This window comes from Bradyrhizobium sp. USDA 4369 (assembly GCF_054056435.1).
Window position 1 is genome coordinate 449974 of record NZ_JBSRYH010000001.1, and the last position, 22659, is coordinate 472632.

The following is a 22659-nucleotide window of genomic DNA, read 5'->3' on the forward strand; positions in this document are numbered from 1 at the left end:
CGTCGATTGGTGAGTTGAGGGACTGCCGAGTGCGCGATCTCTCCGCCTCGTGCGACTCCGATGTAAGGTGAGTCTGTCGCGACGGGCAAGCGAAGACGCGTTCTGCACAAGCAGGACGATTACGGTTCAACCTGACAGCGCACTGACACCGCACAATCACTTGAGGATGTCGTTTCCAATCTCCGTTCGAATCAGCGTGGCCCGGCCCCCCGTTGCCGAACCCGAGCGAATCCTGGCACGATGCCTGTGACGACCCACGATCTCCGCTGCCGCCGGTATCCCTGCAGCGGGATGACGACGGCGGCTTCGCCAGCGTGAACGCACGTCTTGGTCATTGACTGTCCGTTTACCCCGCGATCGCGCATTCCACACTGGCGTTGATGCAGATCAATATTCCGCGACAGGAGACGCGCCTACTCGACGCGTGTCCAATCGACTCGAGCATTGCTGCGGCCTCGTTCGTTGCCTTGCGGACGATCGGAGACAGCTGTCACGGAGACTGAGATGAGTGAGATCGGCGTCAAAGCGCTGGACCATACCGTCCAGGAAACCAATATCTGGCTCAAGGCGATCGAGCAAAGGCTCGGGATTGCGAGCCGGCAGCAAGCCTACAACGCGTTGCGCGCGGTGCTGCATGTGCTGCGCGATCGCGTACCGTTGGCGACCGCGGTGAACCTGGGTGCCCAGTTGCCGCTGCTCATCCGCGGCATCTACTACGAGGGCTGGCACCACGCGGCCACGCCGACCAAAGACCGACACCTCGAGGAGTTTGTCGACAGCATCTTTCAACAGCTGCCGCCGCAATTCCCGGTCGATCCGCTCACGGCCGCGCGCGGCATCTTCGAGATCCTCTGGGAGAAGCTCGACCCCGGCGAGTTCGACAAGCTGATGGGACATCTGCCGGTGCCGTTGCGGAACCTGCGCGAGCCGGCGACATGAGCGCCGGCCTGCGGCCACAATCTCCACCCTCGTGCTGAGGAGCGCCGCTGTTCGGCGCCCCTCACCCCATGAGGCCCGGACTGCCTGCATAGGCTTGCACAGGCCGGGCTCCCACCTGCCCTCAATGCGCCAGCTGCCGATACAGCGCCGGCAGCGCGGCGGGCAGCCAGCGAATATTGCCGACGATGGCATAGCCGCCGCGGCCGAACAGCGTCGGAAAGTAGGATTGCGCCGACGCATCGATGGTCACGCCGAACACGGCGACGCCGGCGCGCCGCGCCTCCTGCACCGCCTTGCGCGTATCCTCGATCGCGAACCGTCCCTCATAATGATCGACATCGTTCGGCTTGCCATCGGTCAGCACCAGCAGCAGGCGCTTGCGCTCCGGACGATCCGCCAGCTCGCGCGCAGCGTGACGCACGGCCGTGCCGATCCGCGTATAGTAGCCTGGCCGGAGCGCGCCGATGCGTCGCTCGACCTGCCCGCTCATCGGCTCGCCGAACGCTTTCACGGTCTCGAGGCGGACCCAGGAATTGCGCCGTGACGTGAAGGTGAGGATGCTATGACTGTCGCCACAGGCCGACAGCCCATGCGCGAGCACCAACAGCGCCTCCTTCTCGACGTCGAGCACGCGCACGCCGTCAACCCACGCGTCAGTCGATAGGGAGACATCGACCAGCAGGGTCACCGCGAGATCATGCGCGAGCGGCCGCATCGCGAGATGGACGCGGTCGAGCGCACCATGCCCGGCATTGAGGTCGCTGCGCGCACGCACCAGCGCGTCGATGTCGAGATCGTGGCCGTCGGTCTGCGCACGCATCACCTCATGGCGCGGCCGCAGCGTCTCGAATTTGCGGCGCACGCTGCGGATCCGCCGGCGCATCGCCGCATCCGGCGTCCAGGTGTCGCCGGTCTCAGCAGCATCGCCCGTGACGACCCGGCAATGATCGGGCAGATAGGCACCGCTGCGATAGTTCCATTCGGGATAGAGCCGGCCGCCGTCGAGCCGCGCCGCGTCGACCGCCTCGGGGGGCAGATCGAGATCGAATTTCAGCTTGCTCGCCGGCCGCCCCTTGCGCCTGGAGATCGCGAGCTCGTCGAGATCGTCAGCCGCCTTGCGCGCATCGTCATCATCGGTGTCGTCCGAGGGACGATCGACATTCACCATCTCCGCCATCGCAAGGATCTTCTCGAAGCGGTTGAGGATGAACGGATCGCGGCGCGGCGCCTCCTCGCGCTCACGCCGCGCGAAGCGCTTGCGGGTATCGGGCGCGCCAGCCTGCTCTCCCGGCGCTTGCGTCTCCTCGTCATCGCGCCCGGCGGCGACCGCCGCCCGGCTCCAGCAATCGCCCCACAACGGGCATGGCAGCAGCGGCCGATAGCCGGGCGGCGCGGTGTCCGGCAGCTCGCCATCGGCGATCACGGCGTTCCACAGCGCGCCCTGCAGCGGCGCGCCGCCGCCGAGCAGCGCCATGGCCATGTGTTCGACCTGCCGCTCGAGCCGCGGCAGCGGCCGCCGCGGCCGGGCCGCGGCCAACGCCTCGGCAAGCGTCGCATGGGAGCGCGCAAGCCCCGGGAAGCAGGCCAGCACCAGGGCGGTCGTCTCGCGGGCACGGCGCAGCACCAGCAGATCGCGCCGCAGCGGGTCAGTTTCCGCGATCGGGGCGGCCGGCATGGTCGCAAACCACGCCGCGAGCCAGTGATAGAGCTGCGCATTGAGGGCGCGGTCCGGCAGCAGCGCGATGCGCTCGGGCAGGAAGATCGTGGCGCCATCGCGCCCCGCCTGGTCAAGGCACTCGTCGCCGAGACCGATGCGCTGACGCCAGCCGAGACGGTGGCCTGATTTGCGCGCTTTGGCGCCCGCGATCTGAACACCGCTCTCGCCGCCCAGCGCACGGAACATCACTGCGATGCGGCCGCTGACCTCGGTCAGGGCCACCGCATGATCCGGATGGACCGGATAGCTCGACGTCGTGCCGACGAGGCGATGCCAGGCGCGGCCGACGGTCTCCTCCAGTTCGAGGACATCGAGCATGGCTCACCCGATCAAGGCGTGCGCGACCTCGCGCAGGCCTGCTTTGACGTCGGCATCATCGGTAAGCGGCTCGATCATCGCGGCGAGGACGGCGTCCGCGATCGGCGTGCCGGCCGCGAACAGCGTCGCGCAATAGACGAGCAGCCGCGTCGAGACGCCCTCCTCCAGATCATGGCCCTGCAGCGCCCGCAGCCGATGCGCCAGCGCGACCAGCGGCCGCACGCGCTCCGCCGACAGGCCGCTTTCGGCGGCGACCACCGCAGTCTCCTGCTCGGCGGGCAGGAAGTCGAACTCTATGGCGATGAATCGCTGCCGGGTCGACGGCTTCAGCGCCTTGTGCAGCGACTGGTAGCCGGGATTGTAGGACACCACGAGCATGAAACCGTCAGGCGCAGTCAGCTCCTCGCCGGTGCGCTCCAAGGGGAGAATGCGGCGGTCGTCGGTCAGAGGATGCAGCACGACGGTGACGTCCTTGCGCGCCTCGACCACCTCGTCGAGATAGCAGATGCCGCCCTCGCGCACCGCGCGGGTCAGCGGCCCATCGGTCCACACCGTGTCGCCACCCTTCAGCAGGTAGCGCCCGGTGAGATCGGCGGCGGTGAGATCGTCGTGACAGGCCACCGTGTGCAGCGGCAGGCCGAGCCGCGCGGCCATGTGGGCGACGAAGCGCGTCTTGCCGCAGCCCGTCGGCCCCTTCAGCAGCACCGGCAGGCGATGGCGGAACGCATGCTCGAACAGCGCGCATTCATTCCCGGTCGGCGTGTACAAGGGAAACGAGGGAACGGTGTCGATCGCGTGCAGCGCGGCTTTCATGATCACTCTCCGAAGGTCTGGTGGATGGCGGCGGCGGCACCGAGGCCGCCGCCCGCCAGCATTCACTCCGCGGGCTGCAGCGCGCCGGGGATAACGGCCTGCTTGGCGCGCCCGGGCACCAGCACGGCCCAGACGAACATCAGCGCCGAAATCGCGACGAACACGCCGGAGCCGAGCCGAACCCAGTAGAACATCGCGAGCTGATCCTGCACGTCCATGTAGCTCTGGCCCAGCACGCGCTGCAGATGCACCTGGAGGATGCCGGCGAAGGTCAGCGCGAAGGTCATGACCAGCATCGCGGTGCACATGATCCAGAAGCTCGCGATCGAGAGCCACTGGTTGTACGGCGCACGCTGGCGCAGCTGCGGCACGGCATAGGCCATCACCGCGAGGTTGAGCATCACATAGGCGCCGAAGAAGGCGAGATGGCCATGCGCCGCGGTGACCTGGGTGCCGTGGGTGTAGTAGTTGACAGAGGACAGCGTGTGCAGAAAGCCCCACACGCCGGCGCCAAGGAACGCCATGACCGAGCAGCCGACGGACCACAACAACGCCGCACGGTTCGGGTGCCTACGGCCGGCCTTCAGGGTCATCTGCACGGTGAAGATCACCATGGTGAAGAACGGCGCGACCTCGAGGGTGGAGAACAGCGAGCCGATCCACTGCCAGTAACCGGGGGCGCCGATCCAGTAGAAATGATGACCGGTGCCGAGGATGCCGGAGAACAGCGCGAGGCCGATGATGACGTACAGCCACTTCTCGACCACCTCGCGGTCAATGCCGTTGAGCTTGATCATCAGGAAGGCCAGGATCGAGGCCATGATCAGCTCCCAGACGCCCTCGACCCAGAGGTGGACGATGTACCACCAGTACATCTTGTCGACGGCGAGATTGGCCGGGTTATAGAAGGCGAACAGGAAGAAGATCGCCACGCCCCATAGGCCGAACAGCAGGATATTGGTCACCGTGGTCTTGCGGCCCTTCAGCGCCGTCATCGTGACGTTGAACAGGAACATCAGGCAGACCACGACGATGCCGACCTTGATGATGAAGGGCTGCTCGAGGAACTCGCGGCCTTCATGATAATGGAAGAGATAGCCGACCACGGCGGCGCCGGCTGCGCCGAAGAAAATCCAGAACTGGATCTTGGCGAGCAACGGACTATAGAGCTCGGTCTCGGTCTCCTCGGGCAGCAGGAAATAGGTCGCGCCCATGAAGCCGATCAGCGACCATACGATCAGCGCGTTGGTGTGGATCATGCGCACGATGTTGAAGGGCAGCAGGACCGACAGCGTGTTCGGCAGCACGTAGATAGTGCCGGCGAGCAGGCCGAACAGGACCTGGGCGAGGAAGAGCGTCAGCGCGCCGTAGAAATACAGCATCGCGACCTTCTGGGTCTCATATCTCATCGAGGATCTCTCTCATGATGTAGGACGGGATGCGGGCTCAGCCGGCCTTGTTCGGCGGCCAGTCCTGGCGCTTGATCGTGTCGGCCCATTGCAGGAAGTCAGCGAGGTCGTTCAGCTCCTGGTCGGTCAGGTTGAACTGCGGCATCTGCCGCCGGCCCGGCGCGCCCGAGGGCTGCGACTGCATCCAGGATTTCAGCATCTCGCGGGCCGCGGCGGGGTCCTCTCTGCCGCCCCAGCGGTCCCAGACATTGCCGACCTCCGGTGCGAAATAGGCGCCCTCGCCGAGCAGGGTGTGGCAGTTGATGCAGGAGTTCCGCTCCCAGACATGCTTGCCGCGCGCGACGCCGTCGGAGAGCGTCGACGCCTTGGTCGAGGTCGTGACCATGTAGTAGTGGCTGTGCGCGGTCAGCCCGAGGAAGATCGCAAAGAAGAAGGCCGAACCGCCATAGAAGACGTTCCGCGCGGCCGACTTGGTCAGGCGTTCCGCCATGACACGTCCTTTCCGTGTGGTGAAGGTTGATGATGTGAGATCAGTCTATCGATTGTGCCCGATGGCTCTTTGTCGGGGCGCAAGGAACGCGGCGATGGCCGCTCAGACCATCGCGCGGAGCGCGACCGCAAGCCCCGCGAACACGGCGAGGCCCGCGAGCCATGTCGTGAGCAGGCCGCGCCAGAGCGCAGGCGCGTGACGGAGGCCGAGAAAATCGCGCACGATCACCCTGCCCTTGGCCATCGCAAGCGAGAGGACGACCGCATCGATCAGCCACCGGCTCGGCAGCAGCGCGGCTGCGAGCGTGGCGACGGCGAGGGCCAGCAGCTGGAGCCATGCGACATTGAGACGATCGCGAATCATGGCTCAGCCCACCAGATAGACGATCGGAAACATCACGATCCAGACGAGATCGACCATGTGCCAGAACGCCGTCCCGGTCTCGACGCCGCTCGCGGTGGCATGACGGCCGACGATCGCGAGGATGACGATGCCGAGCGCCACGTGCAGCAGATGGAACCCTGTGAGCAGGAAGTAGAGCGTGAAGAAAGGCGAGGTCTCCAGGCCGGCCCCGGCCGCGATCTCGCCGCCATACTCGGTCAGCTTGACGGCGATGAACGCGGCGCCGAGCAGCATGGCCAGCGCAATCCAGCGCCGCGCGGCCGCCGAGGATGCGTCGCGCGCCGCGGCAGCAGCGCGGGCCGCCGCCCAGCCGCTGGTGACCAGCACGATCGTGTTCAATGCAGCGAGGTGCCCGTCGAGCATCGATTGCCCGGCCGAGAACACGGCCGGATTGATCGCACGCGCAACGACAAAGCCGCCAAGCAGCAGGCCGAAGGCAACGAGTTCGCTGAGGATCAGAACCCACATCATGGGATCGCCGGGCAGGCCGTCGAACACGTCCCCACGTTCCTCATCGTCCGGTTCGCATGTGACCGCGGACATCGCCCTCTCCGCCTGGATGGTGGAAAGCTAGTCGCGACCGCAGGACCGCTCTTTGTCGCCGCACAAACAAGGCGCCAGCGGTTTGCGCTAGGGGTCAGCACCATCAGGAGCAGATCCCATGACCGAAGCACAGCTCGGCCTCGTCACGGCCACGCCGATCATCATCGTGTTCGCCGTGGCGCTGCGACGCATGGGCGTGCTGTCAACCACGGCGGCGGCGTTCGCCGTCGCCGCCTCGGTCGCGATTGCGGTGGTGCTGTTCACCACGCAATAGCCGGCTGGAACCTTTGTCGCTCTCGGACGTCAGATCGTCCGGAGGTGCCGCATGGACGATAACCGGTTCGCAGAGCTGCTCGGCAACGCCGCGATCAGCGTGTGGGGAGATATGCCGCGTGACATCCAGGAGGCCTTGTTCGAGACAGCGATGCGCGGTCGCGACGATCTGCGGCACCAGCTCGCGAAGCTTCTGCACGACCGTCATCCGCGAACCCAGCATCCGCCGCGGCCGGTCTGAGCAGACTCATTCGGGACGATCGCCAGGCGGAAATTGCGACGGATCATCGTAGCCCTTGCGGCTGCTGTAGAACAGCAGCGCCATCAATCCGACGCCGACGATCAGGGAGACGACCACTCCGAGTATCAGCGCAATCCAGCCTTCGGTGGGCATCGGATCGCCGGGCGCCGTCAATCCGGGATAGGCATAAGCAAGTGCGGCTGCGAGAATCAGCAGCAACGCGACGATGATCGTGATCGGTGCTGCACGCATGACGACGGCGCTCCTGGCACCGAAAACGGAACGGGCCGGCGGTCGTTCCTGGACATTGCGGTAACGGCGCACGGGCCAGTTCCGAAATGCGAGAACATCATCTCTCAGTCTGCGCTCGGGAAAGCGCCGCATTGCACCCAGCCGCAGCAGGATCTGCTCAAGGACGGCGCGCTCGCACGCAGCGTCAAGCGCGCCGCATGGCTGCTCCCGCCGGGGGTCGCTAGGCGTCGGGGAACTTAGCTGATATCGATAGCGCTTCCGACGGCAGCAGAGGACGAAGACCCGAGATGGACAACCGCAGCGAGATCTGGCGCGGCGTCGACGCAATCAAGACCCGTTTCATCGAACTCAGCGACAGGGTGTGGGGCATGCCCGAAGTCTGCTACACCGAGGCCCGCTCCTGCGCCGAACATCTCGCCGAGCTGAAGCATCAGGGTTTTCGCATCACCGAAAAGGTCGGAGGCATCCCGACGGCGCTGATGGGTGAATGGGGCGAAGGCGGCCCGGTCATCGCCTTCATGGGCGAATATGACGCCCTGCCCGGCCTGAGCCAGGAAGCCGGCGTCGCCGAGCATCGGCCGGTCGAAACCGGCGGTCATGGCCACGGCTGCGGCCACAATCTGCTGGGCTCGGCGGCCCTGCTCGCGGCCACCGCGGTCAAGGATTGGCTTGCGGCCAACAAGGTGCCGGGCCGGGTGCGCTATTACGGCTGCCCCGCGGAGGAAGGCGGCGCGGCGAAAGCCTTCATGGTGCGCTCGGGGGCGTTCGAGGACGCCGACATCGCCATCACCTGGCATCCGTCGAGCTTCTGGGAAGTGGTGATGACGCCGTCGCTCGCCAACACCCGCGCCGATTTCATCTTCACCGGCCGCACGTCACATGCCGCGGCGTCGCCGCATCTCGGCCGCAGCGCGCTCGATGCCGTCGAGCTGATGAATGTCGGCGTCAACTACATGCGGGAGCACATGCCGAGCGACGCCCGCGTGCACTACGCGCTGCTCGATACTGGCGGCATCGCGCCGAACGTCGTTCAGGCCCATGCGCGGGTCCGCTACTCGATCCGCGCCCGCGACCTGCCCGGCATGAACGAGCTGGTGGAGCGCGTGCACAAGATCGCGCAAGGCGCGGCGATGATGACCGAGACCAAGGTCGAGATGAAGATCATCTCGGCGGTGTCAAACATCCTGCCCAACACGCCGCTCGAGGAAGCTCTTTACGGGATCATGGAGGAACTCGGGCCGCCGCATTTCGACGCGAACGACCGGGACTTCGCCGGTCAGATCCAGGCGACGCTGACCGACAAGGACATCGAGTCCGTCTACTACAGCATCGGCATGGAGCCGACCGACAAGCCGCTGGCCGATTTCCTGGTGCCGTTGAACACCAAGCGCAATCCGCAGATCGGCTCGACCGACGTCGGGGACGTCAGCTGGGTCGTGCCGACGGTCCAGGTTCACGCGCCGACGGTGGCCATCGGGACGCCGTTCCACACCTGGCAGGTCGTCGCCCAGGGCAAGTCACCGGCCGCCCACAAGGCGATGGTGCAGGCCGCCAAGGCGATGGCGGGTCTGGGCATCAAGGCCCTCAACGAGCCGGCCTTGATCGCGGCCGCCAAGGCCGACCTGAACAAGGCGGACGTTGCGCACGCCCTATGTCAGCCCGCTGCCGGCCGATGTGGAACCGCCGCTGACGATGTCGGTGGCCTGAGACGATCACTGGGGGGACGACAATGGCGAAGACAGCGAAGAAGGCCTTGAAAGTGAAGAAGGCGGCAAAGACGGCGAAGCCGGCTCCGAAGCGCGCGGCCAGCAGCGCCGCGGCGAAGAAGGCCAAGCCACAACCCAAATTGTCGGCGAAGGCAGCCGCGCCAAAGCCGCGCCTGCCGAAGGGACCGATCTGGCAATGGTCGGCGATCGACACTGCGGCTGCGATCCGCTCCGGCGCGGTCTCCTCCGTCGAGGTGACCGAGGCGCATATCGCGCGCATGGCGGAGGTCAATCCGAAGCTCAATGCCGTCGTGGTCGATCTCTCCGAGGATGCCCTGAAGACCGCGCGTGCGGCCGACAAGTCACGCAACAAGACCGGCCTTCTGCATGGCGTACCCGTCACCATCAAGGAGAATGTCGACTATCAGGGACGGCCGAATCCCAACGGTGTTCCGGCCCAGATGGGCATCATCGCGCCCTCCGACGCACCCGTGGTGCGCAACCTCAAAAATGCCGGCGCGATCGTGCTCGGCCTGACCAACACGCCGGAATTCTCGTTTCGCGGCTTTACCGACAACCCGCTTCATGGCCTGACCTTGAACCCGTGGGATGCGGAGATCACCTGCGGCGGGTCCTCAGGCGGCGCCGGAGCAGCGGTCGCAGCCGGCATCGGCACCATAGCGCATGGCAACGACATCGGCGGCTCGCTGCGCTGGCCAGCGCATTGCAACGGCGTCGTGACGATCAAGCCGACGCAGGGCCGCATCCCCGCCTACAATGAAAGCGCTGCCGCCGAACGGCCGCTGCTGGCGCATCTGATGTCGTCGCAGGGCCCGCTGGCGCGCAGCGTCGCCGACGTGCGGCTGGCCCTCGAGGTCATGAGCCGGCGCGATCCGCGCGACCCCTGGTGGGTGCCAGCGCCACTCGAGGGCGACAAGCCGAAGCGTCCGATCAAGGTCGCCCTCGCCAAGATCCCTGATGACATGGAGGTCGATCCCGCGGTCGAGGCCGCGCTTCGGCAGGCCGCGGATCATCTGGAGCGCTCGGGCTACCGGGTCAGCGAGGTCGAGGTTCCCGACATCTCCGGCGTCTGGCAGTCCTGGTGCGACATCATCACCAACGAGGTGGTGGTGATGCAGGAGGCAAAAATGCTGTCCGTCACCTCCGAAGACTTCCACAAAGCCTGGGGCGGCATGCGCGCCAAGGCCGAGATGCTCGATCTCGCCGGCTGGATGAATGCGACGGCGCAGCGCTCGACGCATATTCGCGCCTGGCAGCTGTTCTTCGAGGACTACCCCGTCGTGCTGGCGCCGACGACGGTCAAGCCGACGCCAGGTCCACGCGACGACACCGTGAGTGCGGAGCGCGTCCGCGAGATCTTCTTCAACGAGATCCGCTTTATCTCGGCCATCAACGTGCTCGGCCTGCCCGGCGCGGTGGTGCCGGTCACGGTTCGTAATAACCAGCCGATCGGCGTCCAGCTGATCGCAGGCCGCTATCGCGAGGACCTCGCGCTCGATGCCGCGGCCGCGATCGAGAAGCGCGCGGGCATACTGGTGCGGCAGCTCTGGGACCGGATGTCCTGATCCTGCGGCGCCCCGAGGATCCGGCGGCGGCCCGAGGATTTCGATCCTCGGGCCGTCGTGTTTGCGACACAGCGCCACATCGATTGTCGAAAGTCGAACACCAACACGCATCGCGTTCGTCGGGGGGAGGCCCTCGTGTTGACGGGAACCGGCCGAGCTGTCTATTCTGATGTATACGAATGAATATAGCACGGCATCGGCCGCGGCCGATGTGACGGAATGGGACTTGCAATTCACCGCAACGAGCCCGTGTTGGTGGATAGAACAAGGACAATGTGATGAGATCGATGAGTTTCGCCACCGCCGCCCTCGGCGCGGCCATTGCTCTGCTGACAGGCGCCAACGCGTTCGCGGGCAGCGCCAATGTCGCGGTCGCCGCCAACTTCACCGAGCCGGCCAAGGAGATCGCAGGCCTGTTCAAGGCCAAGACGGGACATGACGTCGTGCTGAGCTTCGGCGCGTCCGGGCAGTTCTACACCCAGATCAAGGAGAACGCGCCGTTCGCGATCCTGCTCTCTGCCGATGACGAGCGGCCGAAGAAGCTGGTGTCCGAGGGCCTTGGCGTCGCCGAGAGCCGCTTCACCTATGCCATCGGCAAGCTCGTGCTGTGGAGCAAGGACCCGGCCACGGTGAAGGGCGAGGAGACCCTGAAGGCGAACGCGTTCAACAAGCTGTCGATCGCCAATCCGACGGCCGCCCCCTACGGAGCCGCAGCCGTCGAGACGCTGAAGGCGCTCAACCTCTATGACACGATCCAACCGAAGATCGTGCAGGGCAACACGATCTCGCAGGCCTTCCAGTTCGTCGATACCGGCAATGCCGAACTCGGTTTCGTGGCGCTATCGCAATTGATGCCGAATGCCGGCGGGTCGCGCTGGCTGGTGCCGCAGAACCTCTACACCGAGATCCGCCAGGACGCCGTACTGCTCAAGGGCTCCGCCGGCAATGAGGCGGCGACAGCCTTCCTGGCGTTCCTCAAGACTCCGGAAGCCCGTGCTGTCATCGAGAAGTTCGGCTATGCTCTGGATCCGAAGTCCGGCACCTGAACCCGCGCATCGATGATGCTTGAAGGATGAACCTCCACGTTTCGGCCGACATCTGGCAACCGGTCCGGCTGACTCTCGAGCTCGCCGCCCTCACGACCGTCATACTGATGGCCGTGGGGACGCCGATCGCTTGGTGGCTGGCACGGTCGCGGGCGTGGTGGAAGGAGGCTGTCGCGGCGCTTGTGGCCATTCCGCTGGTGCTGCCGCCGACCGTTCTCGGCTTTTACCTGCTGGTGGCGCTGGGGCCGAGTGGTCCCGGCGGCGCGCTGGCCTCATTGTGGGGCGCACGCACGCTGGCCTTCACCTTTCCGGGCCTCGTCATCGGCTCGGTGCTGTTCTCGATGCCCTTCGTGGTGCAGCCGATCCGCAACGCGTTCGAGGCGATGGGTGACAGGCCGATGGAAGCGGCGGCCACGTTGCGCGCCTCGCCCTGGCGGGCGTTCTGGACCATCGCCGTGCCGCTCGCGAGCCCCGGCTTCCTCACCGGCGCGATCCTCGGCTTTGCGCACACGGTCGGCGAGTTCGGCGTCGTGCTGATGATCGGCGGCAACATCCCCGGCAAGACCAAGGTGCTGTCGGTCGCGATCTACGACTATGTCGAGACGTCGCAATGGGCCGAAGCCTCGGTGCTCGCGCTCGGCATGGTCGTGTTCTCGTTCTGCGTCATTCTGACGATGATGCTGATCGAGAAGAAGATGACGAAAAGCGCGTCATGAGCACGGTCAAGGTCGATTTCCGCGGCACGCTCGGGCGCTTCGAGCTGAACGCGCGGTTCGAGGTGCCGGCTCGCGGCGTGACCGCGATCTTCGGCCCCTCTGGCTGTGGCAAGACCGCGGTGATGCGCTGTATTGCCGGGCTCAACCGGCTCGCTGGCGGATTGTGCTCGGTGGCCGGCGACGTCTGGCAGGACGAGAAGACGTTCCGCCCCGTGCACCAGCGCCCGATCGGCTATGTGTTCCAGGAAGCCAATCTGTTCCCGCATCTCTCGGTCCGCCGCAACCTGATGTACGGCCATCCCGGCATGACCGGCGCCGCCGCGATCGGCTTCGACGAGGTCGTGTCGCTGCTCGGCATCGCCAAGCTGCTGGAGCGCTCACCGAGGCATCTGTCCGGCGGCGAGCGCCAGCGCGTCGCAATCGGCCGTGCTCTGCTCAGCCAGCCGAAGCTGCTGCTGATGGACGAGCCGCTGTCGGCGCTCGACCAGATAACCAAGGACGAGATCCTGCCTTATCTGGAGCGGCTGCATGCCGCGCTCGACTTGCCGATCCTCTATATCAGCCACGACATCGCCGAGGTCGAGCGGCTTGCCGATCAGCTCGTGCTGATGCGAAGCGGCGCCGTTCTCGCCTCAGGGCCGCTGTCCAAGCTCCAGGCCGATCTGTCGCTGCCGCTCGCGCTGTCGCGCGATGCGGCCGTGAGTTTCGATGCAGAGGTCGTGGGCCAGGACTCCGCTGACGGAATGGCGACCCTCGTCGTGCCCGGCGGCCAATTCCTGTTGCCGGCCGAGCCGCTGCCGCCAGGTACACGCCGCCGGCTGCGCGTGCTGGCCGATGACGTCAGCCTGGCGCTGGAAGCCCCGAGCCGCAGCACCATCGTCAACGTGCTGCGGGCGAGGATTCTGGAGATCCGCAGCCAGTCGGATCATCGTGTCACCGCGCTGCTTGGGCTCGGCGACGACGGCAAGGGGGCGCGGCTGCTCTCGCGCGTCACCCAGCGTTCGTGGAACGAGCTCGGCCTGCAGACGGGGCTTGCCGTCTACGCCCAGGTCAAGGGCGTCGCCCTGGTCCGCCGCGAAGATCCTGCCATCTGAGCGAACCGCCCGTCGCGATCCATCCCCCGCAGTGTTGTATAAGTGACAATATAGCATCCTATGTTATATCTTAAACAATACAGCTTCGGATCACGCCTACGCCGACCATCTTGCGTTTCATCAATGTCATCAGGGAGTTGACCCACGCTTGGCCGCATGGCCCGGGGCTTGCTAGTTCGGCCTTGCAACATGAGGTCATCAGCATGAAAGCCGCCGCCGTCACCTGGCATCCGAACGCGCCCGAGCCGCTCGCGCTGCTGCTGGGCACCAACGAGATCGCCTCCGCCGTCGCGGCAGGGCTGAACCAGGCCCGCTTTGCGGTCGTGCTCTGCCACGACGCCTTTCCGCCGGTGATCCGACGCGGCATGGCCTTCCACGACGTGCTGTTCGGTGAAGCCCGCGACGTCGGCGGCGTGATCGGTTGCCGCGCCGAGAGCATCGCAGACGTCGTGCGGATTCACCGCGCGCCCGGCCAGGTCGCCGTGACCGCGATGCATCTCACCGACATCATCGCCTTCCGCTATCCGGCCGTCATCGTCGACGCGCGCATGCAGAAGCATCTGGTCACGCCGGATCTGCGCGGCGTCGCCGGCATCGCCGTCGGCATCGGCCCGCGCTTTGCGGTCGGGCACAATTGCGACGTCGCGATCGAGACGCATCCGTGCGAGACCGGGGCGATCGTCGCGCAGGGCACCACGCGCAACGCCGACGGCAGGGCACGCGATCTCGGCGGCGCCGGGAGCGAGCGCTTCGTCTATTCGGATGAGGAGGCCGTCTGGCACACGCCGCTCGACATTGGCACCCGCGTCTACAAGGGGCTGCAGCTCGGCTCGCTGGGCGGCGCGCCGGTGCTCGCGCCGCTCGACGGCGCGCTGCGCGGCATCGCGCGTGACGGCGTGCGCGTCCCGGCCAACGTCAAGCTGCTCGAGATCGATCCGCGCGGCCGCCACGCCGCCTGGACCGGCATGGACGAGCGCGGCCAGGCAATCGCCGCGAGCGTCGTGTCAGCCGTTCACCAGATCATGCAAACCGGTCGGAAGGCGGGCCGCGTCTCCGCCATCGTGTGAGGAGGACTGCCATGGAAGTCGCAGAAGCCGGGACGTGTCAGATCGTGGCGTTGCAGGGCGCCGCGTCCGCCGTGATCCAGGAACTACTCGGTGAGTTCGCGTTGCGTCTTGCGGACGCGGGTTTGCGCGTTTCCGGCGTGATCGAGAGCAGTGCGGACACGGCCAAGCCCTGCAAGGCCATGATGCTGCGCAATCTCGATGACGAACGCCTGTTCTCGATCTCGCAGGATCTCGGTCCGGGGTCGCAGGCCTGCAATCTCGATCCGGAAGGATTGGTACTCGCCTGTGCCGCCGTGCAGCAGTCGATCGCGCGTGGCACCGATGTCGTGATCCTCAGCAAGTTCGGCAAGCAGGAAGCTGCCGGCGGCGGGCTTGCCGACGCCTTCGGCACGGCCATCGCCGCCGGGCTTCCGATCATCACCGCGGTGTCGCCGGCGATGATGGAGGCATGGAGCAGCTTCGCCGGCCCCTTCGCCACCTACGTTCCGGCCGAGACCGCGCGCAGGCCAGGATGGATCGAGGCGTGGTCGGGCCGCATGGTGACAGCGCGGAGCCCGCGTGACATGATCGGATCACCACGCGAGCGGATCGGATTGGGATGAAGCGCGAAGCTCAGATCGCATTGACCATCACTTTCGGCAACGGCGGCAGCCTCTCCCCGGAGGATCTGCAGCTGATCGAATTCATCCGCAAGGAGCGCTCGATCCTCGGCGCGGCGCGGGCCAGCGGCATCTCCTACCGCAAGTGCTGGCTGATGGTCGATGCGCTCAACCGCACCTTCGAGATGCCGGTCTTCGAAACCCATCCCGGCCGCCGCGGCGGCGGCGCCGAGATCACGCTGTTCGGCGAGCGTCTGATCGCGCTGTACCGCTCGATGGAGCGGCGCACGCGCACGGCCACGGCCGCGGCGCTGGGCGAGCTGCAGAAGGCTACGGATCCCCATTATCAGAAGCGGGCCAGCGGCGCGGCCGAGGCAGCTCCGAAGGCCGAACCGCGCCGGGTCCGATCGCGACGCTCTTGATCATCGCCCAGGCCGACAGATCCGGCTCCAGCGCCAGCCGCTCGACCGATTCGAGCGTCACCAAGGCGTGCAACTTCGTCGCGCCGAGATCGAATGTGACGCGCACATAGGGCGGATCCAGCGGCAGGATCGCCTCGATGCGGCCCGGCAGCCGGTTAGTGATCGACACGTCCATCGGCCGCGACAATGCGATCGAAACGTCACGCGCCTCGATGGTCACGGAGACGCCGGCATCGATCGCGGCATCGACCATCGGCACCCGCAGCTCGCCATCGGCGAAGAACAGCGTCGACATGCCATATTGCGGATCGTGCCGCAGCACCCGCGCCGGCACCGTGGTGCTGAGCACCACGGCGGAGGCTGAGGACGAGGGAGCCTCGGCAGTCATCGCGCAAGCGCCTCCATCACGTCACGGCCGATCGTGATCGTACAGCACGCGGACGCGGATCGTGCCCTCCACAGCGCGCAGCTCGGCCAGCAGCTCCTCGCCCTCGCCGCCGACCACGTCGGTTTCGAGCACGACATAGCCGACCTCGGGATCGGTCTGCAGATATTGCGCGAGGATGTTGATGTTATGCCGCGAGACCGCCTCGTTGACCTGGCGCAGCACGCCCGGAACGTTGCGATGGACGTGGATGAAGCGCGTGCCGGTCGGGCGCGCCGGCAATTGCACCTGCGGGAAGTTCACTGCGCCAAACGTCGAGCCAACATCGGAATAGTCGATCAGCTTGCGCGCGACCTCGCCGCCGATCCGATCCTGCGCCTCCTCCGTGGAGCCGCCGACATGCGGGGTCAGGATCACGTTCGGCAGGCCCTGCAGCGGTGATACAAAAGGATCGGCGTTCGAGGCCGGCTCGACGGGGAAGACGTCGACCGCAGCGCCGGCGAGCTTGCCGTCGCGCAGCGCGCTGGCCAGTGCCTCGATATCCACGACCGTGCCGCGCGAATTGTTGATCAGATAAGCGCCGTCCTTCATGTGCCGGATCTGGCGCTCGCCGATCATGTTGGCGGTCGCCGGCGTCTCCGGCACATGCAGCGAGACGACGTCGCTCATCGCCAGCAGCTCATCGAGGCTCTCGACCGGCTCGGTGTTGCCATGGCGCAGCTTGTCGGTGAGATCGAAGAAGATCACGCGCATGCCCATCGCTTCGGCCAGGTTCGACAGCTGCGAGCCGATATTGCCGTAGCCGACGATGCCGAGCGTCTTGCCGCGCACTTCGCGGCTGCCATTGGCGGACTTGTCCCAGCCGCCGGCATGCGCCGCCACCGAGCGCGGGAAGATGCGCCGCATCAGCATTACGACTTCGGCAATGGTCAATTCGGCGACACTGCGCGTGTTCGAGTATGGCGCGTTGAACACGGGAATGCCGAGCCGCTTGGCGGCGTCGAGCTCGACCTGGTTGGTGCCGACCGAGAAGCAGCCGACCGCCATCAGCCGGTCTGCCGCCTGCAGGACGTCCTCGGTCAGATGCGTGCGCGAGCGTATGCCGAGCATATGCACGCCGGACAGCATGCGCTTCAGTTCAGCCGAGCCGAGCGCCTTGGGCAGCCGTTCGATCTCGGTGTAGCCGTTGGCCTCGAACATGCGGACGGCCGAGTCGTTCACGCCCTCCAGGAGCAGAACGCGGATCTTTTGCTTGGGCAGCGATAGCGGCATGGGCCTGGCCTGATCAATCGTGGGTGTGGCGTAGTGTAGCGCTTGTTACAGTCGCGATGCGTTGAAACTTGGTGAATGCAGCGCGGCGGCGTCGCTTTCTGTCGCTTTCTCAGGGCCTTGTCCACTCCATTGGCGTCTTTTGACAGGCAATGCAAAATCAGCGCCTGGCCCATGGAACGCCCGGCCCGCCCGCACTGCAGCAACCGCAGATCGTTGTTTTGGCTGCTGACAAACCACGCGAGCGGCGCTAGCCTTCCTGCAATCACAAAATCATCGGGAGGTCAGCATGTCAGACGGAGTGGTCGAGGCACGCGCGTCGGAATCCGCTCAGGGTGAAACCCAGACGGTCGACGTTGCCGTCGTGGGCGCCGGATTTGCGGGATTGTACCTGCTTCACCGCTTACGCAAGGCGGGTTTCTCGACCGTGGCGCTGGATACCGCGACCGATGTCGGCGGCACCTGGTATTGGAACCGCTATCCGGGCGCGCGTTGCGACATCCAGACCGTCGACTACAGCTACACGTTCGATCCCGAGCTCGATACCGCGTGGCAGTGGTCGGAGAAGTATGCCACCCAGCCGGAGATCCTGCGTTATCTCGGCTTCGTCGCCGATCGTTACGATCTGCGCCGGGACATTCGCTTCGGCACCCGCGTGCTCGGCGCCTCCTGGGATGAATCGAAGGAGCGCTGGCTGCTCACGACGGACAACGGCCCGGCCGTCTCCTGCCGCCACTACATCATGGCGACCGGCTGCCTGTCGCAGCCCAAGCCGCCGGAATTCGACGGCGTGCACGACTTCAAGGGCGCGATCTACTTCACCAGCCGCTGGCCGCATGACGGCGTCGACCTCAAGGGCAAGCGCGTCGCGGTGATCGGCACCGGCTCGTCCGCCATCCAGTCGATCCCGATCATCGCCGAGCAGGCGGCGCAGCTGACCGTATTCCAGCGCACCCCGAACTTCGCTCTCCCGGCGCATAACGGCCCGCTGCCGGCCGATCGTGCCGCCCAGTTGGCGCAGGATCGCAACGGCCTGCGCGAACAGGCACGCTGGTCGCTGACCGGCGTGCCGATTCCGCCGGCCACCGAATTCAGCTGGCAGATGAGCGAGAGCGAGCGCCGCGCTCGCTTCGAGAAGCTGTGGGCTGCGGGCGACCTCGTCGGCATGCTGACGCAGCTCTGGGCCGACCAGGGTGTCGACGCGGACGGCAACGCGCTGCTCGCGGATCTCATCCGCGAGAAGATCCGCGAGATCGTCAAGGATCCCGAGACAGCCGAGGCGCTCACGCCGCATGATCATCCGTTCGGCGCCAAACGTCCGTGTCTGGACACCAACTACTACGCGACCTTCAACCGCCCGAACGTGACGCTGGTGAACCTGCGCAAGGAGCCGATCACGTCGATCACGGCGAACGGCATCAAGACCGACAAGCGCAGCTTCGACATCGACGTGATCGTGTTCGCCACCGGCTTTGATGCGATGACCGGCGCAATCCGCGCCGTGCATCCGATCAAGGGCCGCGACGGCAAATCGCTCGATGAGACCTGGGCGAATGGCCCGGAGACCTATCTCGGCCTGACCGTCGCCGGCTTCCCCAATCTGTTCCTGATCACGGGGCCCGGCAGCCCATCGGTGCTCTCGAACATGGCGGTGTCGATCGAACAGCATGTCGACTTCGTGGTGGACCGCCTGGCCGAGATGCGCGAGGCCGGCTTCACGACGATCGAGCCGACGGACACCGCGCAGGCAGGCTGGATGCGCCACATGGCGGACTGCGCGACGGTGACGCTGCATCGGCTCGCCAACACCTGGTACACGGGCGCCAACGTGCCGGGCAAGCCGCAGACATTGATGCCCTATACCGGCGGCGTCGGGCCCTACCGCGGCATCTGCAACGAGATCGTGAAGCGCGGCATGCTCGGCTTCAAGCTGGCCGGTCCGAACGGCACGACCCAATGCAATGACGGCGAGATCGTGAAGTTGCAGCCGGATGTCCGGCTGGTGCTGAACATGCTCGCCGAGATGAACCTGCCGCCGATCGAATCGATGGGCGCGCAGGGCGCACGCGACTTCATCACCGAGTTCAACAAGACCCGGCCGCCGGGACGGCCCGTCGGTGAGGTCAAGGACGGCACGCTCCCGGGCGCGGATGGCCCCCTCGCCTACCGGCTCTATCGCCCGGCAACGCCTGGGCCGCATCCGATCGTGGTGTACTTCCATGGTGGCGGCTGGGTGCTCGGCGACGAGCAGTCGGATGATCCGTTCTGCCGCGACATGTGCCGCCGCTCCAACATGATCTTCGTCAGCGTGAACTACCGCCACGCGCCCGAGCATCGCTTCCCTGCGGCGGCAGAGGATGGCTACGCCGCCACCCGCTGGGTTGCGGAGCACGCCGCCGAGCTCGGCGGCCGCGAAGGTCCGGTGTTGGTCGCGGGCTGGAGCGCGGGCGGCAACATCGCCGCCGTGACATGCCAGCTGGCGCGCGATCGCGGCGGGCCGGTCATCGGTGGCCAGCTGCTGGTGTGCCCGGTTACCGATTGCAGCTTCGATCGTCCGTCCTACACCGAGAATGCCGCCGGCTACTTCCTGACGCGCGGCCTGATGTTCTGGTTCTGGGACATCTACTGCTCGCCGGCCGATCGCACCGATCCGCTTGTGTCGCCGCTGCGCGGCCAGCTGAAAGGACTGCCGCCGGCCTATATCGTGACCTGCGAATTTGATCCGCTGCGCGACGAAGGCGTGGCCTATGCGGAGGCATTGGCCGCCGCGGGCGTCCCCGTCGGACAGCTCAAGGCCAGCGGCCATTTCCACTCCTCGTTCACGATGGTCGATATCGTGATTACCGGTGTCGGTGGTCGCGTGCAGATGGCCGAGGCGCTGCAGGCGTTCACGCAGCCTGCCGAAGACAGCGGCTCGCCGGAGATCAACGCCGCGGCGAGCTAGCACCGGCGCCGGCAGCCATCTTGCGAAAGGTTGCAGGACGTTCTGCAAGCTTGGCCGCCGCCCGTGTCAGAACGGGTTTGCAGCCGGACATCTCGGCCGGCAGCCGACCCACCGCATCGAGCAAGGCGCGGGCCGCGCGCAGCGGATCCGTGCCGATGCGGTGCAGTCGCTCCAGCGTCGCCGTGCAGCGCCGTCTGGCGCTCGGCGACGTTGCGCGGGCAGCGAGCTCGCCGAGTTGCTCGATCGCCTGTCCGACATACAACAGCGCCAGGGCATCGTCGGCCAGGCGCGCAGTCGGATACGAGGCCCGCTCGCCCCAATAGGTGGCGAGCAGGACGCGGTGGTGCAGCAGCGCGCGCCATCGCTTGCGGCGATCCGATCGAAGGGCGCTGGCCGCGAGATGTTCGAGATCGTCGATCATCGAATATCTGACCGCCTCATAGCGCCGGCGGCTGTCGACCGGATAGATCAGGCTGAAGGCGATCAGCGCGACCACTGGTCCGGCGATCACGGCAAGACTGGCCATCAGCGAATGCCCGAAGCTCATGGTCTGTGGCCAGGTCGGCTGCAGCATCAGCAACAGCACCATGTTGACGTCGAACGCCATGCGCTGGGTCAGGCGATGCGCCGACAGCGGCGCACCGAGCAGGATGAAGGGGACCATCGCCAGCACCGTCCCGAGCGATCCACCGACATATGGCCAGATCAGCCAGCGGCAGATCAGGGCGAGGCCCGTCCCCAGCACCTGCCCGGCGAGCACGTGAGGCAGGATGGCGGCCGGTTTCTCGAAGGTCGAAAACACCGACAACATGATCGCCGTGCCGAGCATCATGAAGCCGCCCATCTCCCAGCCGGTCACGAGCCAGACCAGGCCGGTGGCCAGCATCGCGACAAGGGCGCGCAACATCGCGCGGCGCGCCAGCATCCAATCACGATGCAGAAGCAGTTCGGCAGCAGGGCTTCCGTCGAGATCATCCAGATTGCTCGTCGCCGCGCCGAGGTCATTCAGGATCGACGCCAGTGGTCCGTGCGGATTCGCGGCGGCCGCGGCCTCGCCCAACCGCCGCAGCGCCGGCACGGAAATTCCGGTCTTGGACATGTCCGTTCGCGCCAGCGAATCCGCCATCGCGGCATCGATGACCCGGCTGTCCTCCGAGCGCAGCCACAGCACGGCCGACACCTGCGCCGCCAGCAGCGCGCGGATCTTCCGAACCAGCCGCCGTCGCCGGCGTGAGCCGGCGCCATGCAGGTCGAGCGTGCCTTCGAGCGCCGAGATGTCCGACAGAATCGAACGCTGCTCATTCTCCGGGACCGGCGCCCCGCGCAGACGCGCGACGATGTCGGCAGCCAGCCGCTCACTGAGAAGCCGCGCCTTCTCCACGACCGAGATATCGTCGCCGGGCGCAGCGAACAGCCAGCCGACGAGCAGCGCAGCCAGAATGCCGACGGCAACGGTCAGCACGCGATCGGCACCCAAGGCCAGCACATGCTCCGGATGGGCCGCGTCGAGCAGGGCCACCATGGCCGCCGAATAGCCGGAGAGCATTGCGGCATAGGAGGCGTAGCCACGGACGAGATTGCCGGCAAAGGCACACAGGCCGATCCAGAGCGAGATGCCGATGACGAGCACCATGGCGTCGCCGTGGGAGAGACGCATCAAGGCCAGTCCGAACAACACGCCGATAACAGTGCCGGCGAGCCGGGCCGCGCTCTTCTCCAGAAGATGTCCGCGGAGAGGCTGCGAGGCCGCCCACACCGTCATCCCCGACCATTGCGGATGCTCCAGTCCCGCCAGCCAGGCAAGCAGGAGCGCAAGACATGCGGCGAGCGCGGTCCGAAAGCCGAATGCGAGCCGGGGCCATTCGAAGCCGAACCGCGAGACGGGTGGCGCATTCATTCCTCGTCGTCTCCTTCGGTGAGCCGCTGCTCGATCCGGTCGAATATCTCGAGCGTCGCCTGCAGGCGCGCGTCGTCGATGTCCCGGAGCATCGCGCTCTCGGCCTCGCGCAGGACTCGATAGACCGAGGTGAGCAGCCGCCTGCCCTTCGCGGTGAGAAAGACCAGCCGCGAGCGGCGGTCGGTCGGGGAGACCCGCCGCTCGATCAGCTCGCGCTCGCCGAGCATGTCGAGCAGGCGCACCAGGCTCGATCCGTCGATGCCACAGCGGGCCGCAAGCTCATTCTGGGTGATGCCATCGCCGGACCGATCGAGATGCACCAGCGGCGGCCATGCCGCATCCGACAATCCGAGCGCGCCCATCCGTTCGTCCAGCGCGCGGCGCCAGCGGCGGGCGAGGCCAACGAGCGCAAAACCGAAGCGAAGACGGGCGGTGGATGCCGACGGTGCCATGCCCCATTTACTTGAACCAAAATGATTTGGATTCAATCTATTTTCGGAGTAACCCGCGCCGGGCTGCTCCGCGTCCGGC

Annotated in this window: 22 protein-coding genes and 1 pseudogene; 12 read left to right on the forward strand and 11 right to left on the reverse strand. The window is 66.4% G+C overall.

Going from position 1 to position 22659, the window contains the following annotated elements; all coding sequences use genetic code 11:
- Positions 1-504: 504 nt before the first annotated feature.
- Complete coding sequence (locus tag ACVIJ6_RS02095; protein ID WP_456771266.1) at positions 505-939, forward strand: DUF2267 domain-containing protein; 435 nt, start codon at positions 505-507, stop codon at positions 937-939.
- Positions 940-1060: 121 nt separating this feature from the next.
- Here the strand turns inward: ACVIJ6_RS02095 and ACVIJ6_RS02100 are convergent, their stop codons facing one another.
- The 6 genes from ACVIJ6_RS02100 to ACVIJ6_RS02125 form a co-directional block, all read right to left on the reverse strand.
- On the reverse strand, positions 1061-2974 hold the full coding sequence (locus ACVIJ6_RS02100) for a VWA domain-containing protein (RefSeq protein ID WP_456771267.1): 1914 nt from the start codon (positions 2972-2974) through the stop codon (positions 1061-1063).
- 3 nt (positions 2975-2977) lie between these two features.
- Positions 2978-3787: an AAA family ATPase gene (locus ACVIJ6_RS02105; RefSeq protein ID WP_456771268.1), complete on the reverse strand. Its 810-nt coding sequence runs from the start codon at positions 3785-3787 to the stop codon at positions 2978-2980.
- A 62-nt stretch (positions 3788-3849) separates the two neighbouring features.
- A complete protein-coding gene (locus ACVIJ6_RS02110; protein WP_456771269.1) occupies positions 3850-5196 on the reverse strand; it encodes a cbb3-type cytochrome c oxidase subunit I in 1347 nt (448 codons plus the stop codon).
- 37 nt (positions 5197-5233) lie between these two features.
- Entirely contained in the window at positions 5234-5686 is a 453-nt protein-coding gene (locus ACVIJ6_RS02115; RefSeq protein WP_456771270.1) for a c-type cytochrome, read from the reverse strand.
- Positions 5687-5788: 102 nt separating this feature from the next.
- Positions 5789-6049: a cytochrome C oxidase subunit IV family protein gene (locus ACVIJ6_RS02120; protein WP_456771271.1), complete on the reverse strand. Its 261-nt coding sequence runs from the start codon at positions 6047-6049 to the stop codon at positions 5789-5791.
- A 3-nt stretch (positions 6050-6052) separates the two neighbouring features.
- Positions 6053-6631, reverse strand: coding sequence for a cytochrome c oxidase subunit 3 (locus ACVIJ6_RS02125; RefSeq protein WP_456771272.1), 579 nt, complete (start codon positions 6629-6631; stop codon positions 6053-6055).
- Between the two features lie 118 nt (positions 6632-6749).
- Here ACVIJ6_RS02125 and ACVIJ6_RS02130 point away from each other — a divergent pair, with 118 nt between their 5' ends.
- On the forward strand, positions 6750-6905 hold the full coding sequence (locus tag ACVIJ6_RS02130) for a hypothetical protein (protein WP_456771273.1): 156 nt from the start codon (positions 6750-6752) through the stop codon (positions 6903-6905).
- Between the two features lie 51 nt (positions 6906-6956).
- A complete protein-coding gene (locus ACVIJ6_RS02135; RefSeq protein ID WP_012042301.1) occupies positions 6957-7145 on the forward strand; it encodes a hypothetical protein in 189 nt (62 codons plus the stop codon).
- A gap of 6 nt (positions 7146-7151) precedes the next feature.
- Here ACVIJ6_RS02135 and ACVIJ6_RS02140 read toward each other — a convergent pair whose 3' ends face one another.
- Positions 7152-7397, reverse strand: a complete 246-nt coding sequence (locus ACVIJ6_RS02140) for a hypothetical protein (RefSeq protein ID WP_456771274.1) — start codon at positions 7395-7397, stop codon at positions 7152-7154.
- A gap of 287 nt (positions 7398-7684) precedes the next feature.
- Between ACVIJ6_RS02140 and ACVIJ6_RS02145 the strand changes: the two are divergent.
- The 8 genes and pseudogenes from ACVIJ6_RS02145 to ACVIJ6_RS02180 all read left to right on the forward strand — a co-directional run bounded on the left by ACVIJ6_RS02145 (position 7685) and on the right by ACVIJ6_RS02180 (position 15633).
- A pseudogene (locus ACVIJ6_RS02145) lies at positions 7685-9104 on the forward strand (M20 family metallopeptidase).
- A 22-nt stretch (positions 9105-9126) separates the two neighbouring features.
- Positions 9127-10689: an amidase family protein gene (locus ACVIJ6_RS02150; RefSeq protein WP_456771275.1), complete on the forward strand. Its 1563-nt coding sequence runs from the start codon at positions 9127-9129 to the stop codon at positions 10687-10689.
- 278 nt (positions 10690-10967) lie between these two features.
- On the forward strand, positions 10968-11735 hold the full coding sequence (gene modA / locus ACVIJ6_RS02155; protein ID WP_456771276.1) for a molybdate ABC transporter substrate-binding protein: 768 nt from the start codon (positions 10968-10970) through the stop codon (positions 11733-11735).
- 26 nt (positions 11736-11761) lie between these two features.
- Positions 11762-12451 (forward strand): molybdate ABC transporter permease subunit, encoded by a 690-nt coding sequence (gene modB / locus ACVIJ6_RS02160; RefSeq protein WP_456771277.1) that lies wholly within the window; start codon positions 11762-11764, stop codon positions 12449-12451.
- Entirely contained in the window at positions 12448-13545 is a 1098-nt protein-coding gene (gene modC, locus ACVIJ6_RS02165; protein WP_456771278.1) for a molybdenum ABC transporter ATP-binding protein, read from the forward strand. Before modB ends, modC begins: the two co-directional genes overlap by 4 nt.
- Before the next feature lie 203 nt (positions 13546-13748).
- Positions 13749-14612, forward strand: coding sequence for a xanthine dehydrogenase (locus tag ACVIJ6_RS02170; protein WP_456771279.1), 864 nt, complete (start codon positions 13749-13751; stop codon positions 14610-14612).
- A gap of 11 nt (positions 14613-14623) precedes the next feature.
- Positions 14624-15214: a DUF2478 domain-containing protein gene (locus tag ACVIJ6_RS02175; RefSeq protein WP_456771280.1), complete on the forward strand. Its 591-nt coding sequence runs from the start codon at positions 14624-14626 to the stop codon at positions 15212-15214.
- Complete coding sequence (locus ACVIJ6_RS02180; RefSeq protein ID WP_456771281.1) at positions 15211-15633, forward strand: winged helix-turn-helix domain-containing protein; 423 nt, start codon at positions 15211-15213, stop codon at positions 15631-15633. Before ACVIJ6_RS02175 ends, ACVIJ6_RS02180 begins: the two co-directional genes overlap by 4 nt.
- Here ACVIJ6_RS02180 and ACVIJ6_RS02185 read toward each other — a convergent pair.
- Entirely contained in the window at positions 15542-16021 is a 480-nt protein-coding gene (locus ACVIJ6_RS02185) for a TOBE domain-containing protein (RefSeq protein ID WP_456771282.1), read from the reverse strand. The genes ACVIJ6_RS02180 and ACVIJ6_RS02185 overlap by 92 nt on opposite strands.
- A 21-nt stretch (positions 16022-16042) precedes the next feature.
- Entirely contained in the window at positions 16043-17290 is a 1248-nt protein-coding gene (serA, locus tag ACVIJ6_RS02190; protein WP_456771283.1) for a phosphoglycerate dehydrogenase, read from the reverse strand.
- A gap of 286 nt (positions 17291-17576) precedes the next feature.
- Here serA and ACVIJ6_RS02195 point away from each other — a divergent pair, with 286 nt between their 5' ends.
- The gene (locus ACVIJ6_RS02195) at positions 17577-20231 is read left to right on the forward strand and encodes a flavin-containing monooxygenase (RefSeq protein ID WP_456771284.1); all 2655 of its coding nucleotides are present in this window, start codon (positions 17577-17579) and stop codon (positions 20229-20231) included.
- Here ACVIJ6_RS02195 and ACVIJ6_RS02200 read toward each other — a convergent pair.
- Together ACVIJ6_RS02200 and ACVIJ6_RS02205 are read right to left on the reverse strand one after the other, a co-directional pair.
- The gene (locus ACVIJ6_RS02200) at positions 20212-22128 is read right to left on the reverse strand and encodes an FUSC family protein (RefSeq protein ID WP_456771285.1); all 1917 of its coding nucleotides are present in this window, start codon (positions 22126-22128) and stop codon (positions 20212-20214) included. The two genes, ACVIJ6_RS02195 and ACVIJ6_RS02200, sit on opposite strands and share 20 nt — an antisense overlap.
- Positions 22125-22580: a MarR family winged helix-turn-helix transcriptional regulator gene (locus ACVIJ6_RS02205; RefSeq protein ID WP_456771286.1), complete on the reverse strand. Its 456-nt coding sequence runs from the start codon at positions 22578-22580 to the stop codon at positions 22125-22127. Before ACVIJ6_RS02205 ends, ACVIJ6_RS02200 begins: the two co-directional genes overlap by 4 nt.
- Positions 22581-22659 lie beyond the last annotated feature (79 nt).